The sequence below is a fragment of the Paenibacillus sp. FSL H7-0716 genome, from assembly GCF_038002705.1.
Taxonomy (GTDB): domain Bacteria; phylum Bacillota; class Bacilli; order Paenibacillales; family Paenibacillaceae; genus Paenibacillus_AQ; species Paenibacillus_AQ odorifer.
The window spans coordinates 43889-68077 of record NZ_JBBODA010000028.1; the positions used below are offsets into that span (position 1 = coordinate 43889).

The window sequence follows — 24189 nt, forward strand, 5'->3', positions numbered from 1 at the left end:
TTCTAACTAAAAGTGTATCGATGATCCTCGTGAGGGCATCGATACACTTTTTTTAAATATAAGAAAGTAAAGGTGGTACTAATAACTAATACTCTTATAGTCTTCGCTAAAACACTTACTGCCCTTACAAGGACGCCGAGGGCGCTTGTACTTGTTAAATTTGTTATTGCTCTTTCTGTGAAATCATGTTAACTTATATTCTGCACTGTATTTTTTTTATATCTTGTGCGGTCGTGGCGGAATTGGCAGACGCGCACGGTTCAGGTACTTGCGCGAAAGTCGGTTGTAAATCCCCGAAACCCGTGTCGTTATGCGGTTTTATCGGTCTTCCTGTTTCAAGTTCTCTCCTGTAGTTCTCTCCTTTATCCGAGGCACAGGTTGAGGGCAAAATGTGCGGTCATGGCGGAATTGGCAGACGCGCTGGCTTCAGGTGCCAGTGGTAGCAATACCGTGGAGGTTCGAGTCCTCTTGACCGCACCACCCTATGAATGAACCAGCTCTTGAATCGGTCCTTGTGACGGTTCAGGGGCTTTTTGTTTGATCGGGATCTGCAACGTGTTGCTCATGACCTGTGCTGACGAAACCTTAGAGCTATAATCCAGGTGAGCATAGATGTTAGCCGTCGTGGAGTAATGGCTATGCCCGAGCCATTCCTGAATTTCTTTCAGGCTTACACCATTTGCAAGCAACAAGCTCGCGCAACTGTGGCGAAGATCGTGGAAACGAATATGTCTAAGCCCATGCTTTTCAAGAACAATCGGAAAATGTTGCGTGATATATCCCGGCTTGATTCGATCTCCCAGCTTATTCACGTAGATGTAATCCTCATATTTGTAGCAGTAGGAGTCTTTGAACAAGGCACGATTTTTTTGTTGTTCTTCCCACAGTCGAAGCAGTAATTCAAAGAACACAGGTACGAGCGGCAAAGTACGATAACTGGATTTGTTTTTTGCACGGTCTTTCTCTACAGTAATCTGTTTCCCTTCATAGGATACGGGAATGACGGTATGACGTATGGAAATCGTTTGATGCTGAAAGTCGATAGCGCTCCACTTCAATCCGACAATTTCGCTTCGTCTGATGCCGTAAAATGCGGCTAAATACACGCCCAATTCCACAGGATCATCTTTTACGACTTCAAATAGCTGATTAAGTTCCTCGATATTGTAATAACTTCCGACAAACTGTTGCTTCTTAGGCCGCTCAACTTTATCAGCCGGGTTGTTAGGAATCATGTCCATCCGAAAGGCGTGCTGCAATGCCTGACGAATGTTGGCGTGATACTTCTGAGCGGTGTGGGTAGTGATCTTGTACTTGTTCAGGACAAACCGATAGAAGTCTTGCAAATGCTTCGCTTGAAGTTCTTCCAGTAAGATCCCCTTTTCTTTGAAATAAGGAACAATTTTGCCCTTCACATTAAAACAATAAGCCGCATGAGTGGTCACTTCAACCTGATACTTCATCATCTCAAGCCACTCCAACATGAAATCGGCGAACAGAATGCCGGCTGGACTTTCTTCGTCAGGTGTTGCTTCTTCCTCGACTGGTGGCGTGACTTCCTCCTCAGCAGATTCAGCAGGAATTTCAAAATTCTTTCGTGCTTCTTGCAGCATACCCTCTGCTCTTTTCTTGTTGCCCTTTGTAGGCAATCCTGTTGCAATCCACTTGGTTTTTCGCTTACCCTCTTCATCCTTGTAATTTAGAACGATATAGTAATTTCCTTTCTTTTCTTGCAGGTGGCCTGCTACCATTTCATATCCCTCCCAGGATAGCAGCCCTGGCTTCCTACCATCGACACTTTCATTATAACAATGGAATCAAAAAGGATTCAAAGCTGTAAAGTGTCGTGATCGCGCGGTGTGCCAAGGGCCATGATTTCCCGTAAATACTCGATGATGCTCAGCTTCGGAATTTTATAGAAGCGACCGATGCGAAAATGGGCAATGCGTCCTGATTGGAGTAATTTGCGACCCGTTTTGGTGCTGATGCCACCTAACATAGTACACATTTGTTCGACTGTTACGACATCGGGCATTGCTTGAAATAGAAGTTGATAAGAATCATTTTCAACAATGGGTTGATGTTTATCATAAGACATGGGCGATCTCCTTAGTAAATTTCAAGGTGCATAGGGGGATAAAGCATCCCTCTACTATCCGTTTCATTTTTTTGATGAAATCGGACATATCCGAGAAAAGTTTTTCTTTATACCGAGCTTGGAGAGTGGGAAAAGAAGAGATAAACGCCTATGTAGGATAATTCGAGGAAAGAGGGACAGCCCTGTATGAAAGGAATGCGACTGCAGTTAAAAGGATTGCAATGAGTTAATTTCTTAAATACTTGAGTATATCGTCTATATAACGAGCTGTTCAAGCTTGTAAAATGGAAGCAGTCACCCCACAAAAATACGACAGCATTCAGCTCTATTAAGAGTTGGGTGCTGTCGTATTTTTGTATTTACAAATTTTTTCGAAAGAAGGGTCCGGTTTGACCAAAAAAATGAAACGGATGGTAGAGGGACACGCCCTCAACTGTTCTTTGACAATAACATAACTACTCATCCGGTACATTCCCCGTATGTCCGAAAGGGAAAGCCATTTTGCAGGTACGCCATGACCATTCTTTCATTAAAGAATGTTAGCGATCATTACCGATGCAAAAATAAATGACGGTATCATTTAGGCGATCACCCATGCGGAGGGATAATGATACTTCCGTCCAGCCACAGTTATCGCAATGGGGGCGGCTTGCAGTGATCCTGGAAGGGGCGACAGCCTATGAGGACGGCTAACCACCGTTCGCTGGATGAGTTTATTATCATTGAAAATCATACCTGTGAAGCGTGATTTTTATTTTCGGAGCAGTTCATACATATGGAGGTTAGTCATATTGATAAGACTTAACTAAACGAGAGGTATATTTGTGGTGAAATTGAAATTAATTTTGGATTTTCCAAATAGAAAGGATATTATAACTATATAAAATGAATCATTGAATTACCGAATCAGAAAGGGATTTCTCCGTCATCGTCGAACCGATTAAAGTAAGAATCGGGATGAGGCGGTGGACGGAATGAAAAACAAGGACGCCCTGACTGAAGTGGAGAAACGACTGAGATCGACGAAGGATCGCCGGATGTACGAGCGGTTTCAGGCGGTTCGGTTGCACATTATGGAAAAGCCCGTTAAAGAAATCGCCGTGATTCTCTGCCGTTCTGAGAAAACTATTCGAAGCTACATTCACACCTATGAAAGCGAAGGGTTAGCCGCTCTCTCCATGAGTTTCTCTCCCGGACGATCGACGCGATTGACTCCGGAACAACGAGAGGAATTAAAGCAAGTCATCGTCAATCAGGTGCCGGCAGACGTAGGTTTCACGGCCAAGTTCAATTGGACATTGCAAATCATCGCCGACTATATTAAACGTGTCTATGGGTATTCGTACTCCCTGCGCGGGGTGTCGAAGGTAATGGAGCGCATGAATATGAGCTTTACAAAACCGACTTATACGCTAGCCGCAGCGGACCCAGTCAAACAACAACAGTTTGTCGACGAAACGTTTCCCGCGCTAAAAAAGGGCTGAAACGGGCGAAATTGCTCATCTATTGTTTGAAGATGAGAGCATGATTCGGGACTATCAGGCGCTTCAGCGAACCTGGTTCGAGAAAGGAAAACAACGGATCATTCGAACCACTGGCAAACATCGTGGTGTAAAATTACTGTCAACAGTCGATTATGAAAGCGGTAGGATCGTTTGGCACGAAGACGTTGCGTACAACGCTGAAACGTTTTTGACGTTCCTAAGTAAGGTGCTCGAAGCGTATCCTTCAGGCACCATTACGATGGTGCTCGACAATGCCCGTATCCATCATGCGAAGTTGCTGGAACCGTTTCTGAATGATAATAAGCGACTCACCCTTGTCTTTCTTCCGCCGTACAGCCCGCAGCTCAATATTGTAGAAGGGCTCTGGAAGTGGCTGAAAGCCGATGTGGTGAATAATGTCTTCTACCACACGGTAGCCGAGATCCGAAAAAACGTCTCTTCTTTCATGAATGCGATCATGCAACAACCTCAGATCGTTATTGACCGGCTCTGTATCCGAATGGAGTCAGCTCACGTTGTGGAAATTCTTTAATTCAACTTATATATATAGCATTTTTAAGATAAAGAAGCGAATTTCAGTTTTCGGTATTGTATATATTTTTTTATATATTTAATTTAAGAGACAAGACAGTATTAGAACTATGTATTTCTCATACTACTCTATAATTGGAGAATTCTTTTTTATGAATGTGCATAACAGCCTTATGCCGCGAGCGGAAAGACATAAACGCGAGAAGCAGAAAAGTGTTGTTTACTATATTCTGATAGAACAGGGTTTAATAATCTTCCTACCCTTTGTGATACTCCCTATTAACGAAGTTATAGCAATTATTTTATTGATTATTTCTGTTTTGACTCTACCATTTGTGACAAAAAGCAAAGTTGCGCTTTTATTTTCGAATTTAACATTATTAGTGTGGATACTGATATTTTTATACTCGGTAAATTTGAAGAATATGAATAGTGACTTAAACATTCTTCTTATTTTGTTTATAATTCTCGTGGCCATGCTAATATTTTGGGTTCAGGCTTTTGTTATTGTTATTAAGATGTACAGTTTGGAAAGTGAAAAATATCCGAATGTCGACAAAGAAAAATGGTATTTCAAACTTACGGTAAAGATAATCTACTGCATTAATTTAACAATGGATAAATTGAGTCTGCTCCTACCTTTAATCTATTATGCTTTTATTACTTGTTTGATTATTTACATATATGCAATTTTGTACAATGGCTTAAATTATTTTTATGAACTACGTGATAATGAACAAGCTGGATACTATATGAGTTCAGAATTAATTATGAATGATGCTGATGAACTTGGTGACAATATTTATTTAAACTTCGGATATTCATTAGAGCAGAATACCTCTACACGAATACCAATCGTTGATATTAGGTACAGTAAGAACATTCAAAGTAGCGCTCACTATACCAGTAAACAAAAGCAAGATATAGCGCTTCAGGAGTTTGGACAGAACACATTAAAGATTTCGTTAAGTGAGTATATGTATTTTAGTACAACCACGTTCTTTACTGTGGGGTATGGAGATGTCCAACTAAAAGGAAGGGTGCCCAAACTGCTTGCTCAATCCGAGATGTTCGTAGCAGGATTTTTCAATATAATATTCGTACCTTTGATTTTATATGTAATTACGGAGTACATCTCTAAACGAAGAAATAGGGACAAAAATGAAGTTCATAATCGCAAATAGTAAATTCATATGTGTACCAACTTACATTCTGCTGCTTTTGTATCGAGGAATACCCAAGAGAACGTCCCTTTAACTTCGTGGGCGTTCTCTTTTTATATAGATACATTTTGAGAAAGCCGATTGTCTGAACTTGAATGTTCAGTGCAGTCGGCTTTTTTGCATGAAGGGAGCATTGTTGAATGAGTAAAGTAATCGCTCTCGCCAACCAGAAAGGCGGTGTGGGCAAAACGACAACAGCGGTCAATCTCGGCATTGGCTTGGCGGCGGAAGGTAAGAGAGTTTTGCTGCTGGATGCAGATGCGCAAGGGAATTTGACGGATTCGCTTGGCTTCCATGAACCGGACAGTCTTCATGTATCACTGGCTACGATGCTAGTGAGAAGCATGACAGAAGAGCCACATGAACCGAAGGAGGGCATTCTTCATCATCACGAAGGTATCGACCTGATGCCGGGAAACATCGAATTGTCGGCAGTCGAAGTGGCGCTTGTCAATACGATGAGCAGGGAAACGATTATGCGTTCGTACATTGACGCTGTAAAAGCAGATTACGATTATATCCTGATCGATTGCATGCCTAGCTTGGGCATGATGACGATCAACGCATTGGCAGCGGCGGATAGCGTCATTATTCCGGTACAGGCACACTATCTGCCGGCCAAAGGTATGACGCAGCTTTTGCAGACGGTTGCCCGCGTCCGGCGTCAAATTAATCCGAAGCTGGCTGTAGACGGTGTATTGCTTACGATGGTAGACGGTCGAACCAACTTTGCCAAAGATATTGCTTTTGTTCTCCGTCGAGATTACGGGGATAAGCTGCGTGTGTTTAATACCGAAATCCCCCTGTCTATTCGCGCGGCGGAAACAAGTGCTAAGGGCAAAAGCATTTATGCCCATGATCCGAAGGGACAGGTTGCTGAAGCCTATGCATCATTTACGAAGGAGGTGCAAGGCATTGGCTTCGAAAGACGATCGAATCGCCAGCATAAGGCTGACCAAAGTCGATGATTTGTTTTCAACGGAGGAAAGCCGCGCCGATTCGCAACGGGAAAAGGTAATGGACATTCCGCTTGCCGAAATTAGCGATTTTCCCGGTCACCCCTTCAAGGTTAGGGCAGATGAAGCAATGATAGAAATGGCGGATAGTGTCAAACAGTACGGTGTTCTTGTTCCCGGTCTGGTTCGCCCGAAGCCAGACGGTGGATATGAAATGGTATCCGGCCACCGTCGCAAAAAAGCAAGTGAATTAGCTGGTATGGAGACAATTCCTTGTCTCGTTCGCGAGTTGGATGACGACCAAGCTACGATCATTATGGTGGATAGCAACCTGCAACGGGAATATATCTCACCGAGCGAAAAGGCATTTGCGTATCGGATGAAGATGGCAGCGGTAAATCGACAGGGTCAGCGAACAGACCTAACTTCCCGACAAGTTGTCGGGAAGTTAGAAAGTGCAGAAGTTGTAGGCCGGGACGCTGGCGAGAGCGGCCGACAGGTCCAACGTTATATTCGCCTAACCGAGCTTGCTCCTCCTATACTCGAAATGGTGGACGACAAACGAATTGCCTTCAATCCTGCCGTTGAACTATCTTACTTGGCCGAGAAAGAACAACAAGCCCTGTTAGACACCATGCAAGCCGAAGATTGCACGCCTTCGCTCGCGCAGGCACAGCGCATGAAAAAGCTGAGTCAGGAAGGCAGGCTGAATACGGATGTCATTTACACGATACTGACGGAGGAAAAGCCGAATCAGAAAGAACAAATGAAAATCCAGCGGGAGCGAATCGACCGCTTTTTTCCGCGGGATTTTTCTGAAAAGCAAAAAGAAGATCTGATTGTGCAATTGCTGGAGGGCTGGTACAAAAGGCGACAGCGGGAGCACGAGCGGTAATCCATACGATGTTGCCTCCATGACCTCTCCCCAGACGGAGAGCTATTTTTATGTTCATTTTCTCGGGAAGGAGATCATCGATGGATTTTACGAGAGGAAAACGGCGTCAGTATGAGCGCATGATGAAAGAGAAACCGGGATTTGCGCGCAGCAGGCCATCCGAGGAAGAGGAACGTGAGCTTCGCAGACAGACTCAAGAAGCTGAACAGGAACACCGGAAGCGTGGCCGCCAAAAGAACCGGGAGGGCTGATGATGGAGCAGGAGAAACGAATGGCTGACAACTATGAGGTTTATCACGCTCTGCCTATAGGTAGGGTCGAAGTTATTTTGGGCATCGATATGACGAATACCGATAAGCCCTATCTAGTGTGCTACTGCGATCAGAACAATTTGTTTGGTCTTGATCAATATTACGGTGCGGAAGGATACGCGGATTACCTGGTTGCTATGCAGGAATTCACCAAGCTACTGCAGTGGGAAGTAGAAAAGCTACAGACCGAGCGTTCTGCAGTTGTGGAGCCGATGCCATACATTCAACCAGCTCAGTGTCTGCCTATCAAAAGTGAGGATGATCTCATAGGCAGGATTGTCGTCGTGCGCCCTGACCGGCTGCGGCCAGAGTTTCGCACGGCAGACAACCAGCTCGTCTGGGTAACGGGAGGTTTCGGGGCCTCGGGGAATTCGCGTGGGCGGGCAGTCTATGCGGAAACGCTCTATACCGGTGACGAATATCGCTATAACCGGGAAGGTCTGATGGGCTTTTTGAAGCCGGAGCATACACCCGCATGGGCGGTCGAAAAGTTGGCGCAACGACAAGTAGAGCAAGCTCAAACGAAGCCGCGTCCGCGAGGTGAACGAGGCGAATCGCGTTAAGAGAAGCGCAGACTTTCTTCTATATATATGAAAGGAGAGATATTGAACAATGTCATGGACGTATCGACACCGTAAGGCTCTGGTCATGGGAACCATCGCGCTCAGTTTGGCGTTGCTGATTGCAGCAGCCCTGTACATGCTGATGCAGCATACCGATCAGCAACAAAAGCAACAACATATGAAAGAGGATTACGAGCGCCAGATTCAGCAGTTGAAAAGTGAGGAGCAGCAAAACAGCCGTAATGTCTGGATGACTACAAAGACGATACCGGCGGGAGTTGTGCTCAAAGTGGATGATCTCAAAGCTGTTCCGATGCCGGTCAGCCTAGTTCCGCCAGGCGTCATCACCGACCGGGAAAGCATCATCGGCAAAAATGCCAAAATCGAGCTTGCGCCGGGAATGCCGCTGCTATCCTCGCTGTTGTACGAGGGACAGCCGATTCCGAGAGATTTGCGCATCCAAGAATTTCAGGTCATTCAACTTCCTTCTAACCTCAAGCCGCACCAATATATCGACGTTCGCATCGGCTTTCCAACTGGCGAGGACTTTGTTCTCTTATCCAAAAAGCAAGTAAAAGAGTTTTCCGGCATTACTGTTGTATGGCTGGAAGTGAACGAGATGGACATTCTCCGAACGTCAAGCGCGATTATCGATGCTTACTTGCAGGGAGCACGATTGTACGCTCTCCCGTATGTCGAACCAGGTTTGCAGGATGCGGCTGTGGTTAATTATCCGGCCAATCAGAAGGTATTTGACCTTATGGCGGCTGATCCCAATCTGCTCGAAACGGCTAAAACCGAGCTTGCCCGCGCGCTGCGTCAAACGCTGGATGGCAATTTGAAGGCAGTCAGCGAATCGGACAAGCTTCGTGTCACTAGCGGTAGCGTAACCGTCCAGCAGCAATTGCAAAACGAACGGACGACGATGCAGCAGGGGAATGCCGCGAACGGAACGCAGCCGGTCAGCACACCGCAGCCCGGAGAATCAGCGGTTTCGACGAATGGTTTACAGTCTGGCACGGATCGCTCTACGGGAACGACCGTTTCGCCATCCACCCAAAGCCCGTCTGCCGATCTGCCGTCATCTCCATCAAGTACGTCTCCAGTAACTGAAGTGCCTCCGGCAAGCGGCGAGAAGTGGCAAGACATTTTCAATCAATGAGGAGTGCGAGTGTGGTATGAAAAAAATCATTTTTATTGGCGTAGCGGATAAGACGCACGTCTTATTGGTGCTGGGCCGCTTGCTCACGGCGCTGGGGAACAACGTGCTGGTGGTGGATGCTACAGTCACGCAGTTGATTCGGGGTTATTTGCCACATACGGTGGCCCACAGCGCCATTCAGGAATTTGAAGGCATGGATGTGGCCTACGGCTATCTCACGCCCGAGCAACTTGATCGAGGCTTGGCACAGGAAGGGACAACACTGGCCTACGACATTATGCTGCTCGACACCGATCATTCGGAATTTGTGTTCCGTCATCACCTGCCCCTGTTTGACAAGCGGGTGTGGTGTTGGGACGGCAAGCGGTTATCGCTGACGAAAAACGAGGAACTGATGCTTCGTCTTGGTTTGCAGAACACGGAAGCGCCTATCTCGTTCTTTGAGTTGCTTTCTCCTGCTATACCGGGAAAGTTGGCAGCATGGAGAGCCGAAATGCGGCTTCGTCACATCCAATGGGAGGAAACCGTGTTTCGTTTCCCTCTGGACGAGCGCGATACTGCCGTCGATTTGAACAACCAGCACCACAGTCGCATTGATCTGCGAGGGCTGAGCGGGGCGTTTCGCGAGATGCTACTGACAATGCTTGTGCAGCTTACCGATTGCGACCGTAAGACCGCGCGGCGGGCATGGTCAATCGCTCGGAAGAAAGTGTGCGTGTGGTAGAAAGGAGAACCTCTATGGGAGCTACTGTTGTATTTTGGAGTCCTGTATCCGGTCAGGCCGGGACAACGACCAATCTGCTTGCCGCGGCAACGTGCATGGGACTGGAGTATTCGGCGCGCCTGCTGATGCTCGGGCATTCGCAGAGCAGCTATGCGGCTGTTGAACGCGCCTATTACCGACCTGCCGAAAGAGAGAACAGGCATACCCCGGATGCAGGCATTGATGCGCTCTTGCGTCTGCTGAAAAACCGCAAGCTGGAGTCTGTGATGCTTAGGGACTATGCCCTTCCGTTACTGCGGGATCGGCTGGACATTTTACCCGGCTCCATCAAGCCAGAGGACGTATTTATCGAAACGGCAAAGGAATGGCTCACCTCGCTTCTGGCGGTTGCCCGTCGTGCTTATGATGTAGTGCTGCTCGATGGCGGTAGCGGCAGCGGAGTGGCTTGGAACGAATTATTGCGTCAGCAAGCTGACGTATGGGTGGTTTGCCTGCCGCAAAACCATCTGTTATTAGAGAGATTTTTTCAATCAGCAGAGGCAGCGATGCTGCAGAGCCGAAAAGCGTTGCTCGTATTCGGACAATACGACCCGTATTCGACGCTTACCGTGAAGAATCTCATGCGCCAATTCCGTATCGGAACGCCTGCATATCCTATTCTGCATCATACAGGCTGGATGGATGCGGTGCAGCACGGCGAAGCGATCCCTTTTTGGTTTCGTAACCGAAAGGCGGCAAGCGGTCATGCGAATCATCTATTTGTGCAACAGACGCGTCGATTGGCGCAGGCTGTGATCGACAGCGCAGGCGCAAACCCGTTTCTGTTTGGCGAAGCGGAGGGTGAAACGCCATGATGTCGATGCTCAATGCTTTGATCCTGATCGTAATCGTGTTGCTTGCGATCTTCTTCCTTTATTTTCGTCTGAGCCGAAGATTGCCGGAACGTAAAGATGACCTAGCAGTATATACGCTGGAAGCGATGACGGCTTTCGTAAAGACGGCGCTTCACGAGCTAACCAGCAGCAATCTGGCTGACTTTGGTCTGTCGGAAGAAGAGTATCGCCGCCGAAAAAGTAAACGGGCGGAGCTTAAAAAAGCGCTGCGAGGCTGCGCCTCCGGAGACTTGCGGGACAAGGCATACGTCAAGGAGATGATTGCCGACCTGCTCACGCAGCGCTATGAACTGGATGATGCGCATTTGAATCTCCTGCTGCCTTTTCATCAGCCGGAGTCTCTCTCCCCGCAAGATCAGTTTGATATTCTGCTGCACATGTATAAAAAGGAAGTCGGACTTCATGCACTCGACCGGCTCATTCAAAGCTATGAATGGGATCGAGAAAGGCTTAACGAAGACGACCAGCTTGAAACGTATCGGATTACAGCGGAGAACATTCGTTTCGTCTATGCCCGTGAAGCGCCGCGTTTGACGACGGATGATAAACTCCAGCTTGTTGTTCAGCGGATTTACCAGTATTACAAAGGTTTTGGTGTGGTGGACGAGCTGCGTGACATGCGCGTGGATGGCGTATCCGGGGGCGTATCTGGTTTGCCGCCGCTGATGTGGGAGGGCGAATGGTTGCTGGAGGTGGATGCACAGCTTCAATCGTTGCCCCGAACCCATGACAGCGTATGGCTGTTTTACAAGGGCAAGTCCATCCACCTGAGCTTCTCGTCCTTTGGTTCCGAACAAGAACTGCGGCGCGTCTGCCAGATCATCTACAAGCATAATTTTCCCGGCCAGTTGTCTGAAGCCAACGGGTTTAAGGTCAATGAAATGGCAGATGGCTCCCGCGTCGTTGTGCTGCGCCCCCGGTTCAGTGAATCGTGGGCTTTTTTTGTGCGTAAATTCGACGTACAAAACGCCACGCTGGAGCAGTTGATTCAGGACGAAGAAGCCGAATTGCCGATTGGCCTCATTCGTTACTTGGTGTCGGGGGCGCGGATCACCGCAATTACCGGCGCGCAAGGCAGCGGCAAAACAACGCTGCTGATGGCGATGGTGCGTCATATTTCGGCAGTACTGCCGATTCGCGTACAAGAAATGAGCTTTGAGCTTCAATTACGCAAAATCTACCCGGAACGCAATATCGTCAGCCTGCGTGAAACCGAGACAATCTCCGGTCAACAGGGACTCGACATCCAGAAGAAGACCGATGGCTCGGTCAATATTTTGGGCGAGGTGGCGACCGATCCGGTTGCGGCCTGGATGGTACAGATGGCACAGGTGGCGTCATTGTTCACGTTGTTCACGCATCACGCCAAAACCTTTCGTGATCTTGTGCTGTCCTTGCGAAATTCCTTGCTGAAAACAAAGGTATTTACGAACGAGCGTGTGGCAGAGCAGCAAGTTGTCAGCGTCGTCAATTTTGACATTCATCTTCGACGTGATTTGGACGGACGGCGCTATATTGAGCGTATCACCGAATGCGTTCCGGTGCCACAGGAGACGCCGTATCCCGAAGCCTTTCGCGGAAAGATGACCAAGGACGAGCGGATGGCCGCCTTTATGGAAACGGCGCTCGAATACTTCCGCCGCTCGACGGATCGCCCATTGTACACGGCTCGGAATCTCGTTGAATACCGCGATGGTCGTTACGTTACCGTTCATCCATTGTCCGAACAAAGCCGCCGCGAAATTGCGGCATACCTGAGTGGCCCCGATCAGGCCGTCTTTGATGCGTTTCTATCCTCCTACTGGGGGGATGAAACATGATGCGTGAATGGCTTTCTCCGCTGCTCGGTATCGCGACCGTACTCTTTCTTGCCGCTGTTGCAGCGTTTCTCTGGCTGTCTCGTCGCGATTCGGAGGTGGCGGCAGTTCGGCGCTACGAAGCGCTGCGTAAGCCGGGACAAGCGCCGCGCAAGCAGGCGATTTACAGCTTGATGCAGCAACTATATCGCGTTTGCGAACAAATTCCCGTTTTACGGGCGTACTTGCAGCATCTTCGCAGACGGTTAGTCATTCTGCGGCTCGGAGACGAATGGAAGTTACGTTTGGAAACGATGAAATCGGCGCTGCTGATGTGGCTTGTTCTGTTTGTGGCCGCGATTCCGCTTGTCTTGGCAGTACGCGATCCCTTCACTTTAGCCATGCTCGGCATGGGTCTATGGGTCGGCCACGGAATCCTTTTGGATATGGGTGTTCATCGGCTCGAAATGCGGCTCTTACGCCAGCTTCGTCTGTTTCTTGGCGATGTGCGTCACCACTACCATCGTCACGGCATGGTGGAAGAAGCCATCTACGATGCGGCGGACGGTGCGCCGTATGAGATGGCGCTGCATGGACAGGAGCTATACGATATGCTGACGGACAGCGACGCCGAAGACAAACTGGCGCAATACGTGGAACATGCCCCGAACCGCTATTTGCAGGGCTTTGCCGGGTTGTCGTATCTCATTAAAGAACATGGCGATCAACAAACGGAAAACGGATCGGTCTACCTCAAGGGGCTGGAAAAGCTGTCCGTTGAACTCAATCTGGAATTGCTGCGCCGCGAGCGTCTGAGTTTCCTGCTGCAAGGGCTGATCGTAATCGCGCTGTTGCCGCTGCTCTTTACCCGTCCGATTGAATCCTGGGCCAGTCATTTTTTTCCGGCAATGGACACATTCTACGCTAGTGCTTTCGGTTGGGCGACGAAACTTGGCTTGCTTGTTGTCGTGTGGCTATGCTACGTGCTGCTGCGCAACCTGTCGGAACTGGATGCGACCGTAAGACCTACCAGCCGAAAAAGATGGGAACAGCGCGTCTATGGCTGGCCGTGGATGCGCGGGTTGCTGCATCGGATGGGGCCGATTCCCGATTCGCGAGAGGCGCAGCGGATAACACGGCTGCTCAAGGATACGGCTTCTCCGTTGCGGCTCGAATGGTTTTATGTGCAGCGGATTGTGGCCGGAGTCGCCGCTTTTCTGACGGTGTTGGGCTTATTCGTGTCGCTGCATGTGGCGGAGCGGCATCAGCTATTGTACGCGCCTGTTAAGCCGGGAACGTTGTTCGGGCAGTTGTCCCCGGAAGAAGAAACGACAGCACGGGAAACCGCCGCGCTGGATCGCAGGATACTCGATCAATTAGAGGAGGTGAGGCCGCGCAACGAAAACAGTGTCATCGGTCTGCTGCGTAAGGACTCGATTTTACAGGTCAAGGAAGATCAGCTTCGCGAGGCGGCGCGGCGCATTTTGAACAAACTGGAGCAACTGAATCAACCTTTGCTGGCATGGTGGGAAGTATTTCTCGCCTTTGCCGCAGGCTGGGGCGGATACGTGCTACCAGTTGGCGTCCGTCTGTTCCAGCGGCGTATGCGGCAGATGGAGATGAAGCATGAGGTAGACCAGTTACAGGCCGTGATCGCCATGCTCGCCGCGCTGGATCGGATGTCGGTGGAACAGCTTCTGGTTTGGATGGAGCAGTTCGCGTTCATTTTCAGAGAGCCGCTGCAAGCCTGCTTGTTGCACGTTGAGCAGGGTGAGGAGCAGGCGCTTGCGCAGCTTAAAGAAGATGCACCGTTTCTGCCGTTCGTTCGACTCGTGGAAAAGCTGGAGATGTCATCGCAGCATTTGACCATCCGGCAGGCGTTCGATGATCTGGAAGCGGAGCAGGCGTTTGCGCGGGAGCAGCGCAAGCAGGAATACGAGCAGTTAATTGAACAAAAGGCAGGCTGGGGGCGCTGGATCGGGTTTGCCCCCCTCATGACGCTGATTTTCGGGTATTTGGTTATACCGCTTGTTGTCGTCAGCTTGCATCAGATGACCACTTACTACGATCAGCTTCACCGTATCCAGTAGTCCAGGCGCTTTCCTTTATCAACGGGAAGGCGTTTTTTTATTCCACAATCCGAAGGAGAGAATCGAATATGTCGAATGCACAAAAGGCGCTGGTCATGGCCGCTGGTATTTTCCTCGCAATCGCACTCATCACACTGGCGGTCGTGTTGTTTATTTCCGCTCAAGATTCCGCGAAAACAGCGCAAAACAGCTATAGCAGTTTGACGAAGGAACTGTCGCAAACCGCCTACACGGTGTACGACGGCACAACGCTTTCGGGCAGCCAAGTGGTCAACGCGCTTCGTAAATTTCATGACGAGGATCAATTTGGCATCCAGGTTGTGACCGGGAAAAACCCATCCGGCCAATGGTATGGCAAGACCGTTAATACCGGTGTGCCGCTAGATAGCGTCACGTATGGCACGATTGTCGGAGTCGCACCCGGCAAAATCAGCCAAACGCTGGACGAGGCGGACATCAACTTCGTCAATCCGAGCGGCAAGTTCCGCAGCGCGTTGGTACTCGACAGCAGCAATGCGATTCGCGGCATCGTCTTCCGGCAGCAATAAGGCGGGATGAAGGTACGAAAGCGTCCGGCCCAGGCTGGACGCTTTTCGTCATGAAGGTGAAGGAGGTACAAACACATGGATGATGCGCCAAGAACGATGCTGGAGATGAGCGTCGCGTTGCTCGTTTTTCTTGTAGCCGCAGGCAGCGGTTTAATGCTGTTTCAGAACGGTGCTTCGCTCAATTCGCTCGCTTATGTCACCGGCCAATCGCAGGATCGCAATGTACAACAAAGCGTTGTGCCGCTCTCGGGTGACGGTACGGTATCCGGCGCGGAAGTGTTGCAAGCCATCGCTCGCTTAACGGATGGAGACGCGGAAATGAGGGTAGACGGCATTCGATTCGCGCCGCCACTGGAACGGGAGCAGCTTTCTTCCATAGGCATCCGTCTGATGGGGCGCTACCAGCCTATCTATGAGCGGGATGCTGCCGGTTACTTGCAACGCCTGACGTTAAGGAGCTTGCCATGAACAGTTTTATCAAAATTTTCGCCGTCCTGATCGCGGTAATGTTGCTCTATATTTACCCGATCTCTACTGCTATGGAACAGCAGGACGATATTTCGGAGTTGGTCGCCTTGCGCGCGACGACGGCTTTTGTGGATGCGGTTCGGGATAAGGGCGGCATTACGCCGACGATGTATAACGATTTCGTCACCGCGCTTGCGGCAACTGGTAATAACTTTAATGTGCGCATGGAGCACGACAGTAAAAAGTATGTACCTGTATACGACGATCCTACAAGACCTGAAACCTTTAACGGCAGTTACGAGGTACAGTACGATGCGTTTTTCAATGCGCAGATCCTGCCGGTGTTATTTCCGGACAATCAGGTAGCAAAGGACGACCCGAGCCGCCGGTACAAGATGCGTGCAGGCGATAGCTTCGCGGTCGTTATCCGCAACACGAACCGGACGGCAGGCACGTTGTTCTTCGATTTTTTGAACAATGCCAACAGTCCGAGCGAAAAGATCGTGATTCCTTACGGGGGAGCGGTGCGAAATGAAATGGATTGAATGGGCCATCATTGGCGTGTTGATCTTTCTGCCCTTCGCAACGGCCAACCGTAATGAAACGGATGTCCTGCGACAAACGGCGCTGACCGAGATGCAATACAACGCTGCGTTGGATACGGCGGTAGACGATGCCGCGAGTTTGCTCGTTATAAACGCGAGCCAGCAACAGGAAGCGCAATATGGCTCGGTTAAACGTGTCGCGTTGAATAAGGAAGAAGCACTGGCAGCATTTTACCGGACGCTGGATACGGGTTTCGGCCTCACCGATCCGGTGACGCAGGAGGTTCTGCATCGCTATATTCCCGCTATCGTGGTCGTCGGGTACGACGGTTTTTATGTCTATGCCGAAGAAGAATGGAAGGGAGCGGACGGAAAAACCGTCATGAAGCCGGTCTGGGGAACGAAGAAGCCGTATGCGTATGTGGACTCGGCAGGCAACAGCTTGTCCTTCACGCTCGACCAGCAGGTGCTGGCTTACGATGCGGTCAGCCGGGGCTGGCATGAAGGTTTGCGGCAAGACATCCGTCAGCAAACGACGATTCCGCTTTTGCAGGACGTTGCGCTGTTCGAGCAGGTACGACGAACCACGATTGTTCGGGCGATACAGGACGAGTTGGCCTACCGGATCAACCGCTATAACGAAATCGTTTCGAGAAACGGCATTTCCTACACGTTCACCTTGCCATTGATCTCCGACGAGGACTGGAACAATACGGTGGATGACGTAGGTGTTTTGGCGTTTGTACAAGGCATTCCGATGGGCGCGAAGGTGTACAACAGCTATGCGCTTGGCGGCAGCCGTATCCTGAAAAAGCCAACGATCATCGGGGCAAAGAAAGGCACAATGAAGGTGTATTTCCGCAGTTCCTGCGGATACAGCTACCCGGCCGAAGAAACATTTTCCAGTGAGCAAGCGGCCGCGCGCAAGGGATATATGCCGTTGTTTTGTCCCGATTAGGCGTTTTAACCAAACGTATGGCTACAGGCACTTGAATACGAAAGCAAGCGGAATAGAAGCAAAGGAGTTTATCGATCATGTGGATGCGATTGCTGCTGGCAGTAATCGTTTTTGGGATTACTACCGGATTTACAAGCCCTATGGATGGGCAGAAACTGGTCATCAGCGGGGATGCCGCCCGGATCAATCCTGAATCGGGCGGCTATGTCGAAGAGATCGTACCCGGCGATATACGCGAGTACACGATTCACATCATGAATCCCACGGATAAGGAAATAGCGGCATTGCTCTATGTAGCCGATGCCATGCCTGCACTGAACGGCGGTAAGGATTTTACTTTACCGGACGATCCTGACACAGGCTCGACAGCATGGTACACAACGCCGGATCGCAGTATTATCCTCAAAGCTGGCGAGACGCAAAGCTTTACAATGGAGATGCAGATACCTGAAAGTGTAAAGCCAGGACAGTATGTGTCCGTCATTGGCGTCTACGATTCAAGCATAAGGGGAGCGTCTGAGCGCAAAATGGGGTTAGAGGTCGTTCTCGACTATAAATTAGATGAAGCGAAGCATCGCGAGGCCGTACCACACTCAGCCGTGTACACGCTGGAGAACGGTAAGGCATACCTGACGGTTTTGCTGGTCAATGAAGGCGGCAGCTTATCCGAACCCGAGATCGTGGTGCGCGTTAAACGGCAAGACGACCCCAGCAAACTCTTATTTGAACAAAAATCAACGGTTAATTCTTTTTATGCGGGCACGGTCGCACAGATCAGAGTAGAAACAAGCAGGCCGCTATCCCCCGGTTCTTACATGGCGGAGATCAAGACCATGCTGGGTGATCGCACGGAACAGAAGGAATTTCCCTTTGAAGTAGCCAGCGGTGACGGTCGAACCGCGCCATTGGGAAACGTGACTCAGGTGGCAGAGGACGAAGCACCGTTTCGTGAACGTTCTATTGGAATGCGTCCTTCCTATTTCTATGGGGGAATATTGCTGATTTTTGTCATCATTGTTGTTGTTTTAGGAAGAAAGGATTCGCGCAAGACGTAATGAGATGTTTCTGTTTTCTTCGAGAACAGGCTACTGAACAGTGGACAGCCAGCAAAATCGGCACTATGATGTAGGCAAAAGAAAGTTCTTCCAGCCCTACACCTTATCTTTAAGGAGTGAAACATTTGAAAAGAAGGTTATTATCCCTCTTCATAGTGACGCTTTTCGGAAGTATATTCAGTTTTATGGCAAGCGCAGCCACGGCGAGTAAACCGCCAACCTTTGTTAGCGTCGTCATGGACGGGAAAAAAATCTGGTTTCCTGACGCGCAGGCATTTATTGATTCAAACGGGCGAACGCTTGTCCCGGTGCGCTTCGTCGCGCAATCACTCGGAGCCAAAGTCGGCTGGGATTCCGAAACGATGACCGTTCCGATTACGAGAGATGCTCAATCTATCTCGCTGACGATTAACGAAAACATCGTACAAGTGGATGGCAAAGCGATTACGTTGGATACGAAAGCCATCCTAAGCGGCGGTCGGACATTTGTACCGCTTCGTTTCGTCAGCGAGGTGCTGGGTGCGACGGTAGAGTGGGATAATCCGACCGATACCGTATTTATCAAGACCAGCGAAGATAGCGCGACGCAGACCGATCAATGGGGGCGTTTGATTCGTACAACCAAGCTGCCAAAGAACGCGAGCGATTATCCATACATTCTTGCGGACGTGCCGAACGAGATGTACGAGATGGATTATCCATACTCCCGTCCAACAAATAGTAAAGTATCATCTGTCCTCTATTCGACGATACCTGAGTTTAACAAGCACAATATAGACATTTGGATGGGGCGTTTGAAAACATTCGGTGCACTCTGGCTTAATGTCGATTACAACACGATTGACGATGCGTGGGTGCAGGCGGTATTCGCTACTAAAGTACAAAGCTCCGATTCCGAATTAAAATACATTCGGAGGTATGCGGAGTGGGTCAAGGAAAACAAAATTCAGATCGAAGGTTACCTTGATCCCGAACCTTCCATGATCTACCGGAATGGATTCGGGGACAATTTTGTACGGTCTAAGTTTAGGATTAAATTCGTCTCCTACAAGGAAAGCAAAGACCTCGTTTACGACGAATGGTTCCCGAAAAAGCAGACGTTTGAGAAAGGCGTTTGGTACGAAGGTTATACCGATGTTTCTTTATCTACGAATGTAGGCGGTGATTGGGGAAGTACGTTGAAGGTCAGCCCGAGCGCCAGTCTGTTTTACCATCATTTGATCCGAAAGGCGGTTTCGGAATAGATGCGTAAAAACAACTTCATGAGAATCGTGTTGAGCATGTTACTGACATGCTCTTTTTTATTTGGTTCTCTACCTACCTTTGCGGCGACACCTGATGTCAGGACGGAGAATGGTGCGATCAGCTTCAAAATTACAAGTACGGCCGCAACCGCGTCCATTCGTTACAGAACGGAAGGTTGGACGGTGCGTCGCGACCAACTTTGTACGAACGGTTCAACCAAACAGTGCGGCGATCCACGTAGTGGTAAACATGCCTCATTTTTAAACCAACAAGTGCAACAAGTGGGCCAAGAGCCGAACCCACCAGTCCCTGGCGAACCGCTAACGACGTTTTACGAAGTGAGCGAAGCGCTGGTAACAGACGGCATGTGGCAAGCGGGCATGGGCGACATCAAGGACAATGACGATTTGTACTTGTACGCGATCATGGTTTCCGTCGATGGCAACGGTAACGTGAGGAAAGGCCCATTTTATACGCTGAATGAAATCAAAAATGCAGAGCCGTGGGCGCACCCGGAAGATCTCGATGATTACTTCGGAATTCACGTTCCTTATCGAAGCGCCAATTTTCCGGTCGATGTCGTCGCCAAAACGGTAAGCGGCAAGGTGATCCAGCAATCGGGAGTCACGTACCACAAGGGCGATTACAAAGTTGGCGAAACCATCAACCATGAGTTTCCTGCGACCATTGAAGATAACGGAAAGACGTACAATATCGTTCGATCCTATCTCTCGCCAAAGAAAGATGTAACGCAGAAAACCTTTTTGCAGGAAAATCCGGATACGAACCCGAAGGTGCGAACGCGAAGCTTTACGGTGGCACTTGGGGGAACGGATGCGATTGCTGAATATGCCGAGAATAACCCGGTGAAGGCTATCTACCAAAAGGAAGATGGTACGAAGCTTAAGGAAGTCGATAGGGGCGTTTTCGAGACTGGAGATGCAGCGAACTATACTTTTGAACCGCAACTTACTTCGGGTGGCCAGACGTATGAAATCATTCGGTCATATATAACAAACAACAATAAACCGGACGAGAAGCTATTCATACAGGAAAAAGATGACGCGAAGCTGCTTGAACGTTCTATCTTGGTAGGCTCTGGCGGATCAAACTTCGTTGGTATCTATAAAATCCCCTCCCCGATCACGGTGACATCCCGTATCGACGCGCCAGCTACCGTCGATGCTTCCGTCACCTCGGTGGCTGGGGATTTTGTTTTTGAAGCCAAGTCATCTACGTCACTCAAGTCATATGAGATCACCAAACTGGAGAACGCAACGCTCGTTACGGCAAGTGACAAGACCGGATCACTCAGCGGATTGACTGCGAGTAAAACGCTGCCGATCAGAATTCCGTTCAACTCTGGCTCCAGTGTCACCGTCAAAATCACGGTCGTGGTGAAAGATGCGAATGGGAACAACGGGGATTCTACGTCGGATCATACTGTACAGAAAGGCGCCAACGGCGGGGGTGATACCTCATCTTCCGGTACAAGCCAGCAAGCCGAAGCGATGGATGCAGGCGCATCCTCCGTCATTAAAGCAGATACGCGCGGTGCGGAAAAATTCGATGTGCTGCAAGGCATCCCGACTTCGGAGAGCCTGTACGCGAATGTGTTAGCCAAATCGTACTTGTACCGTAACACCTTCACGGAAACGAAGGGGACGAAGCAATATCCCATTAAGGTGAGCAAAACTTATACGCTCACTTGGACGGAGACGCAACCTGGCCTACCGGATGAAAGTGGAAATCCGACTACAATTCCTGTTCCGCGCTCCACGACACAGACGGTCACGAAAGATTATACAATTGAACGCAAATACAGCTTCTGGACGATTCAAAATCTCGAAGTGTACGGTTTGCAAAAGGCAACGGTCGCCAATTACGCATTGCCTGCCGGAACGGTAACGCTTCAGCCGAGCGGTTATTCCCCGCCAACGGTTTCTGCTACGCACGATGCAACCCTTAACGCGCATGTGACCGATCCGGTTTACGCAAATGTAACGCTCTCCGGTCAGACCCTATCCGGCGGTTCCAGCCGGCCCTCTGTTCCGAACGAGGATTGGAAGTCCAATGCGGAAAATGCCATCGGCAAAATCAAAGTGAAAAATGATTCGCTCGTATTTAATGGCAGCACCGTAATGGATAATCGGACGGTCGAGGAAACGGCTCCATCACCCGGTACGATTCCGGCTCCGGCCATGATCGCTCAGGATGTGCTGTATGGCTCGGGCTTCGGCATTGATTCGAATAAAGCGAATAAGGCAAGTCAGCCAAGCACAGGTACGATCTACTATACACTTATTAAAGGCATTGGCGGTGGAGCGAACCAAAGCTACCCGATCAATGGCATCAACCCGGTTACGGTGCATACGCCTGTTGTCAATCAGGCATCCGTATCCGACGATCAGGCACATAATCAGAAGACAACGCCGACAGCAGGGCGTTCCGCGCTGATTCTTGATCGTCCTTTTACGGTTACGATTCCAACCAACGGCGCACACAAAAACATCAAGGGCTATGGCAACCGGGACTATGCCAAATATGTGCGCGACAAGCAGGTGCGGTTCCCGTTCGATGTCTACAAGGCCGATCACGTCACTTTGATTCCGAAGGACACCTGGACTTCGATTCCAGTCGGTCAATTAACGACCACGTTTTATATGCCGATTTGGGTCGATGAGGGAAACTATGAGGTGTTGTTCCGTATGTTTGCCGAAAACAGTTCGGCCACCTTCACGTCGCAACCTAACGCCAATCTCGACCTTACCAATCATGTGGCGACGCAGGTTGTGGCGGTCGAGGTGATTGGCCGCCTATTCGACTTTCACATCACCGATATTGTCGATTACCAATGGGAAACGGTATTCCGAACAGCGATAGGCAGCGCGACGCCGACCGGAAATAGCTACTGGGTTGGTACAAAAGGGATTGACGGCGCAACACGCGGAAATACAATGCCTTACGTGCTGCCGATCCATCCGGGCAGTCATCCGGCGAGCGGCAAAAAGAACGTCGTGGTGAAAACGGGCTATCACTTTAAGTTCGAGATGAAAACACTCGGTAACATGTTTGGCACGGGTGACGGTGTGAAGATTACGCCTACGTTTTACTTCGTGGACAAGCAAGGTGAAAATCGGCAACTGGTGGACTTGTACTATCACTCGGGAACCAAGCGGTTTATTCGGATTGGTTCATCGGATGACATCGAGCGACGATTGGTGGTGCTGGATACCCGTTTGCGCAATGTGTCGCAGCAGGAGTTGACCAATACCGCCAGTTCGTTATGGAGTTTGAACGGTTCATCTGGAAACAAAACGACGTATCTCCAGCAAGTGTTGAAGGATGCGGCACAAAAGCAGATTTACGTGGGCGGTTACGATGGTTTGCTGCTCCCCGCGCAGCTTCGGACGTTTATCGGCAGTATGCAAGTGCCGTCAGGCGTTGATCCTGCGCGGGCCAACGCCTCGGTGCAGCACTGGTTTGGCGAGTACAGTCTCCCCGCTGCTCCCTATGCAGTGCCGACAGGGACGAATCTAGCCGAGTATGGGCGAACCCATCGGCTGGACGACAATGCGCCAATCTTCCTGCGGGACGGCTACATTGTGGTTAACTTCAATATCGAAACCATTCGCAATAAGGATACCGCTCACCCGTATTTGCAGTACAAAAATGCGCCGCTGGACAATCAATGGTTGATGGAGGGCTACCAGCGTAGTTTTGTCGATCCTTACGGGGCGGTATTCTATCTATTAGATGGTGACGTTATGTTCTATCATGCAGATTTGTCCAGCTACGATGATTTTGGCGCGGGAGGCACTCATTAAAAACAGCTTTTTGCACGGGAGGGAAAGAGCATGATTGAGAAGCTTAAAATTGCCACATCTGAGGATGAGGTTTATTTTTATTCCGCCTCCATCGAGAAAGATACGGAAAACGGCTGTATCGGACATGTGCGCGGTGATTTCGGCAAAGATGGTGAGGCATTCTGGGCGACATGGTTCGAACATATTTCTTCGTTGAAAACCCCCGATTTTCGAGAAGAGCTTGGAGCGGTCATTCAATCGTTGACTGAACAGGGGGTGCTTCAAAACCGTAGTTGTATGCACGACTTTTGTATAAAACATTCTGAAGCTCGTCTGCCAGGCGCACGGCACAGCGATGTATATGGCTTTTGTTTACAGACGGAAAAATATCGTTACTATCTGCGATGCTTTCCTCGTGCCGGTGACTATAACTTTTACTTGTATTGCTACGCCCGTCCCGAACGCCTGACCGAACAGTCACGGGAGAATCCTTCCATTCCCGTCTCACCTAAGAAAAAGACGGAGCCAGAACGTTAGGAGGTTGCAGGTCTATGAATGATCTCGCCCGTTATCGGTTATTAGCCGAAGTATCGGTTCCCCCGGCCGCAAAGCTGCTATACAGCTATTTGCTTGATCGTGCAGGCGGGCGAAACGGTACCGTGTTACTTTCGTCCAGGCGACTTGCGACAGAGGTGGGGCTGTCCTCTTCGGCAGTTCGTCGTAATTTGCATCGGCTTTAGCACAACGGACTTATTCGGCTCACGCCCCGATATTCCGAGGAAGGCATTCGCCTGACGAACCAAATTACCTTCGTATG

Annotated in this window: 22 protein-coding genes and 1 tRNA gene; 21 read left to right on the top strand and 2 right to left on the bottom strand. The window is 49.6% G+C overall.

The window, feature by feature from the left end:
- The first annotated feature begins 393 nt into the window (after positions 1-393).
- Positions 394-480 (top strand) — tRNA-Leu (locus MHH60_RS25775).
- A gap of 2 nt (positions 481-482) precedes the next feature.
- Here the strand turns inward: MHH60_RS25775 and MHH60_RS25780 are convergent.
- Positions 483-1751: a tyrosine-type recombinase/integrase gene (locus tag MHH60_RS25780; RefSeq protein ID WP_076135327.1), complete on the bottom strand. Its 1269-nt coding sequence runs from the start codon at positions 1749-1751 to the stop codon at positions 483-485.
- 77 nt (positions 1752-1828) lie between these two features.
- Complete coding sequence (locus MHH60_RS25785; protein WP_076135329.1) at positions 1829-2098, bottom strand: helix-turn-helix domain-containing protein; 270 nt, start codon at positions 2096-2098, stop codon at positions 1829-1831.
- 974 nt (positions 2099-3072) lie between these two features.
- On the opposite strand from MHH60_RS25785, the gene MHH60_RS25790 reads away from it, so the two are divergent.
- The 20 genes from MHH60_RS25790 to MHH60_RS25885 all read left to right on the top strand — a co-directional run bounded on the left by MHH60_RS25790 (position 3073) and on the right by MHH60_RS25885 (position 24112).
- Positions 3073-4135 (top strand): IS630 family transposase gene (locus MHH60_RS25790; protein WP_143766695.1). Its coding sequence is split into 2 segments (ribosomal slippage): positions 3073-3576 and positions 3578-4135, totalling 1062 coding nucleotides; the frame shifts between segments, so codons are not numbered across the junction.
- A 751-nt stretch (positions 4136-4886) separates the two neighbouring features.
- Positions 4887-5318 (top strand): potassium channel family protein, encoded by a 432-nt coding sequence (locus MHH60_RS25795; RefSeq protein ID WP_179088901.1) that lies wholly within the window; start codon positions 4887-4889, stop codon positions 5316-5318.
- A 179-nt stretch (positions 5319-5497) separates the two neighbouring features.
- Positions 5498-6325, top strand: coding sequence for a ParA family protein (locus tag MHH60_RS25800; protein WP_076135336.1), 828 nt, complete (start codon positions 5498-5500; stop codon positions 6323-6325).
- A gap of 1 nt (position 6326) precedes the next feature.
- Positions 6327-7208, top strand: a complete 882-nt coding sequence (locus tag MHH60_RS25805) for a ParB/RepB/Spo0J family partition protein (RefSeq protein ID WP_440941440.1) — start codon at positions 6327-6329, stop codon at positions 7206-7208.
- 80 nt (positions 7209-7288) lie between these two features.
- Positions 7289-7459 (top strand): hypothetical protein, encoded by a 171-nt coding sequence (locus MHH60_RS25810; protein ID WP_179088902.1) that lies wholly within the window; start codon positions 7289-7291, stop codon positions 7457-7459.
- 2 nt (positions 7460-7461) lie between these two features.
- A complete protein-coding gene (locus MHH60_RS25815; protein ID WP_081388992.1) occupies positions 7462-8082 on the top strand; it encodes a hypothetical protein in 621 nt (206 codons plus the stop codon).
- Between the two features lie 49 nt (positions 8083-8131).
- Positions 8132-9244, top strand: coding sequence for an SAF domain-containing protein (locus MHH60_RS25820; RefSeq protein WP_076135341.1), 1113 nt, complete (start codon positions 8132-8134; stop codon positions 9242-9244).
- A 16-nt stretch (positions 9245-9260) separates the two neighbouring features.
- Positions 9261-9968, top strand: a complete 708-nt coding sequence (locus tag MHH60_RS25825) for a hypothetical protein (protein ID WP_076135343.1) — start codon at positions 9261-9263, stop codon at positions 9966-9968.
- A 14-nt stretch (positions 9969-9982) separates the two neighbouring features.
- Positions 9983-10822, top strand: a complete 840-nt coding sequence (locus MHH60_RS25830; RefSeq protein ID WP_076135345.1) for a hypothetical protein — start codon at positions 9983-9985, stop codon at positions 10820-10822.
- Entirely contained in the window at positions 10819-12681 is a 1863-nt protein-coding gene (locus MHH60_RS25835; RefSeq protein ID WP_076135347.1) for a Flp pilus assembly complex ATPase component TadA, read from the top strand. The genes MHH60_RS25830 and MHH60_RS25835 overlap by 4 nt, the downstream gene beginning before the upstream one ends.
- Entirely contained in the window at positions 12678-14747 is a 2070-nt protein-coding gene (locus tag MHH60_RS25840) for a hypothetical protein (protein WP_076135349.1), read from the top strand. Before MHH60_RS25835 ends, MHH60_RS25840 begins: the two co-directional genes overlap by 4 nt.
- A 68-nt stretch (positions 14748-14815) precedes the next feature.
- Positions 14816-15295: an ABC transporter permease gene (locus MHH60_RS25845; protein WP_076135351.1), complete on the top strand. Its 480-nt coding sequence runs from the start codon at positions 14816-14818 to the stop codon at positions 15293-15295.
- A 75-nt stretch (positions 15296-15370) separates the two neighbouring features.
- Entirely contained in the window at positions 15371-15763 is a 393-nt protein-coding gene (locus tag MHH60_RS25850; RefSeq protein ID WP_076135353.1) for a hypothetical protein, read from the top strand.
- Positions 15760-16308: a hypothetical protein gene (locus MHH60_RS25855; protein WP_076135355.1), complete on the top strand. Its 549-nt coding sequence runs from the start codon at positions 15760-15762 to the stop codon at positions 16306-16308. The genes MHH60_RS25850 and MHH60_RS25855 overlap by 4 nt, the downstream gene beginning before the upstream one ends.
- Entirely contained in the window at positions 16295-17266 is a 972-nt protein-coding gene (locus MHH60_RS25860; protein WP_076135357.1) for a hypothetical protein, read from the top strand. Before MHH60_RS25855 ends, MHH60_RS25860 begins: the two co-directional genes overlap by 14 nt.
- Positions 17267-17343: 77 nt before the next feature.
- Entirely contained in the window at positions 17344-18321 is a 978-nt protein-coding gene (locus MHH60_RS25865; protein WP_076135359.1) for a COG1470 family protein, read from the top strand.
- A gap of 125 nt (positions 18322-18446) precedes the next feature.
- On the top strand, positions 18447-19565 hold the full coding sequence (locus tag MHH60_RS25870; protein WP_076135361.1) for a copper amine oxidase N-terminal domain-containing protein: 1119 nt from the start codon (positions 18447-18449) through the stop codon (positions 19563-19565).
- Entirely contained in the window at positions 19566-23393 is a 3828-nt protein-coding gene (locus tag MHH60_RS25875) for a DUF5704 domain-containing protein (RefSeq protein WP_256715113.1), read from the top strand.
- Positions 23394-23423: 30 nt separating this feature from the next.
- The gene (locus MHH60_RS25880) at positions 23424-23909 is read left to right on the top strand and encodes a hypothetical protein (protein ID WP_076135363.1); all 486 of its coding nucleotides are present in this window, start codon (positions 23424-23426) and stop codon (positions 23907-23909) included.
- A 14-nt stretch (positions 23910-23923) separates the two neighbouring features.
- The gene (locus MHH60_RS25885; protein WP_076135365.1) at positions 23924-24112 is read left to right on the top strand and encodes a helix-turn-helix domain-containing protein; all 189 of its coding nucleotides are present in this window, start codon (positions 23924-23926) and stop codon (positions 24110-24112) included.
- Positions 24113-24189: the final 77 nt, after the last annotated feature.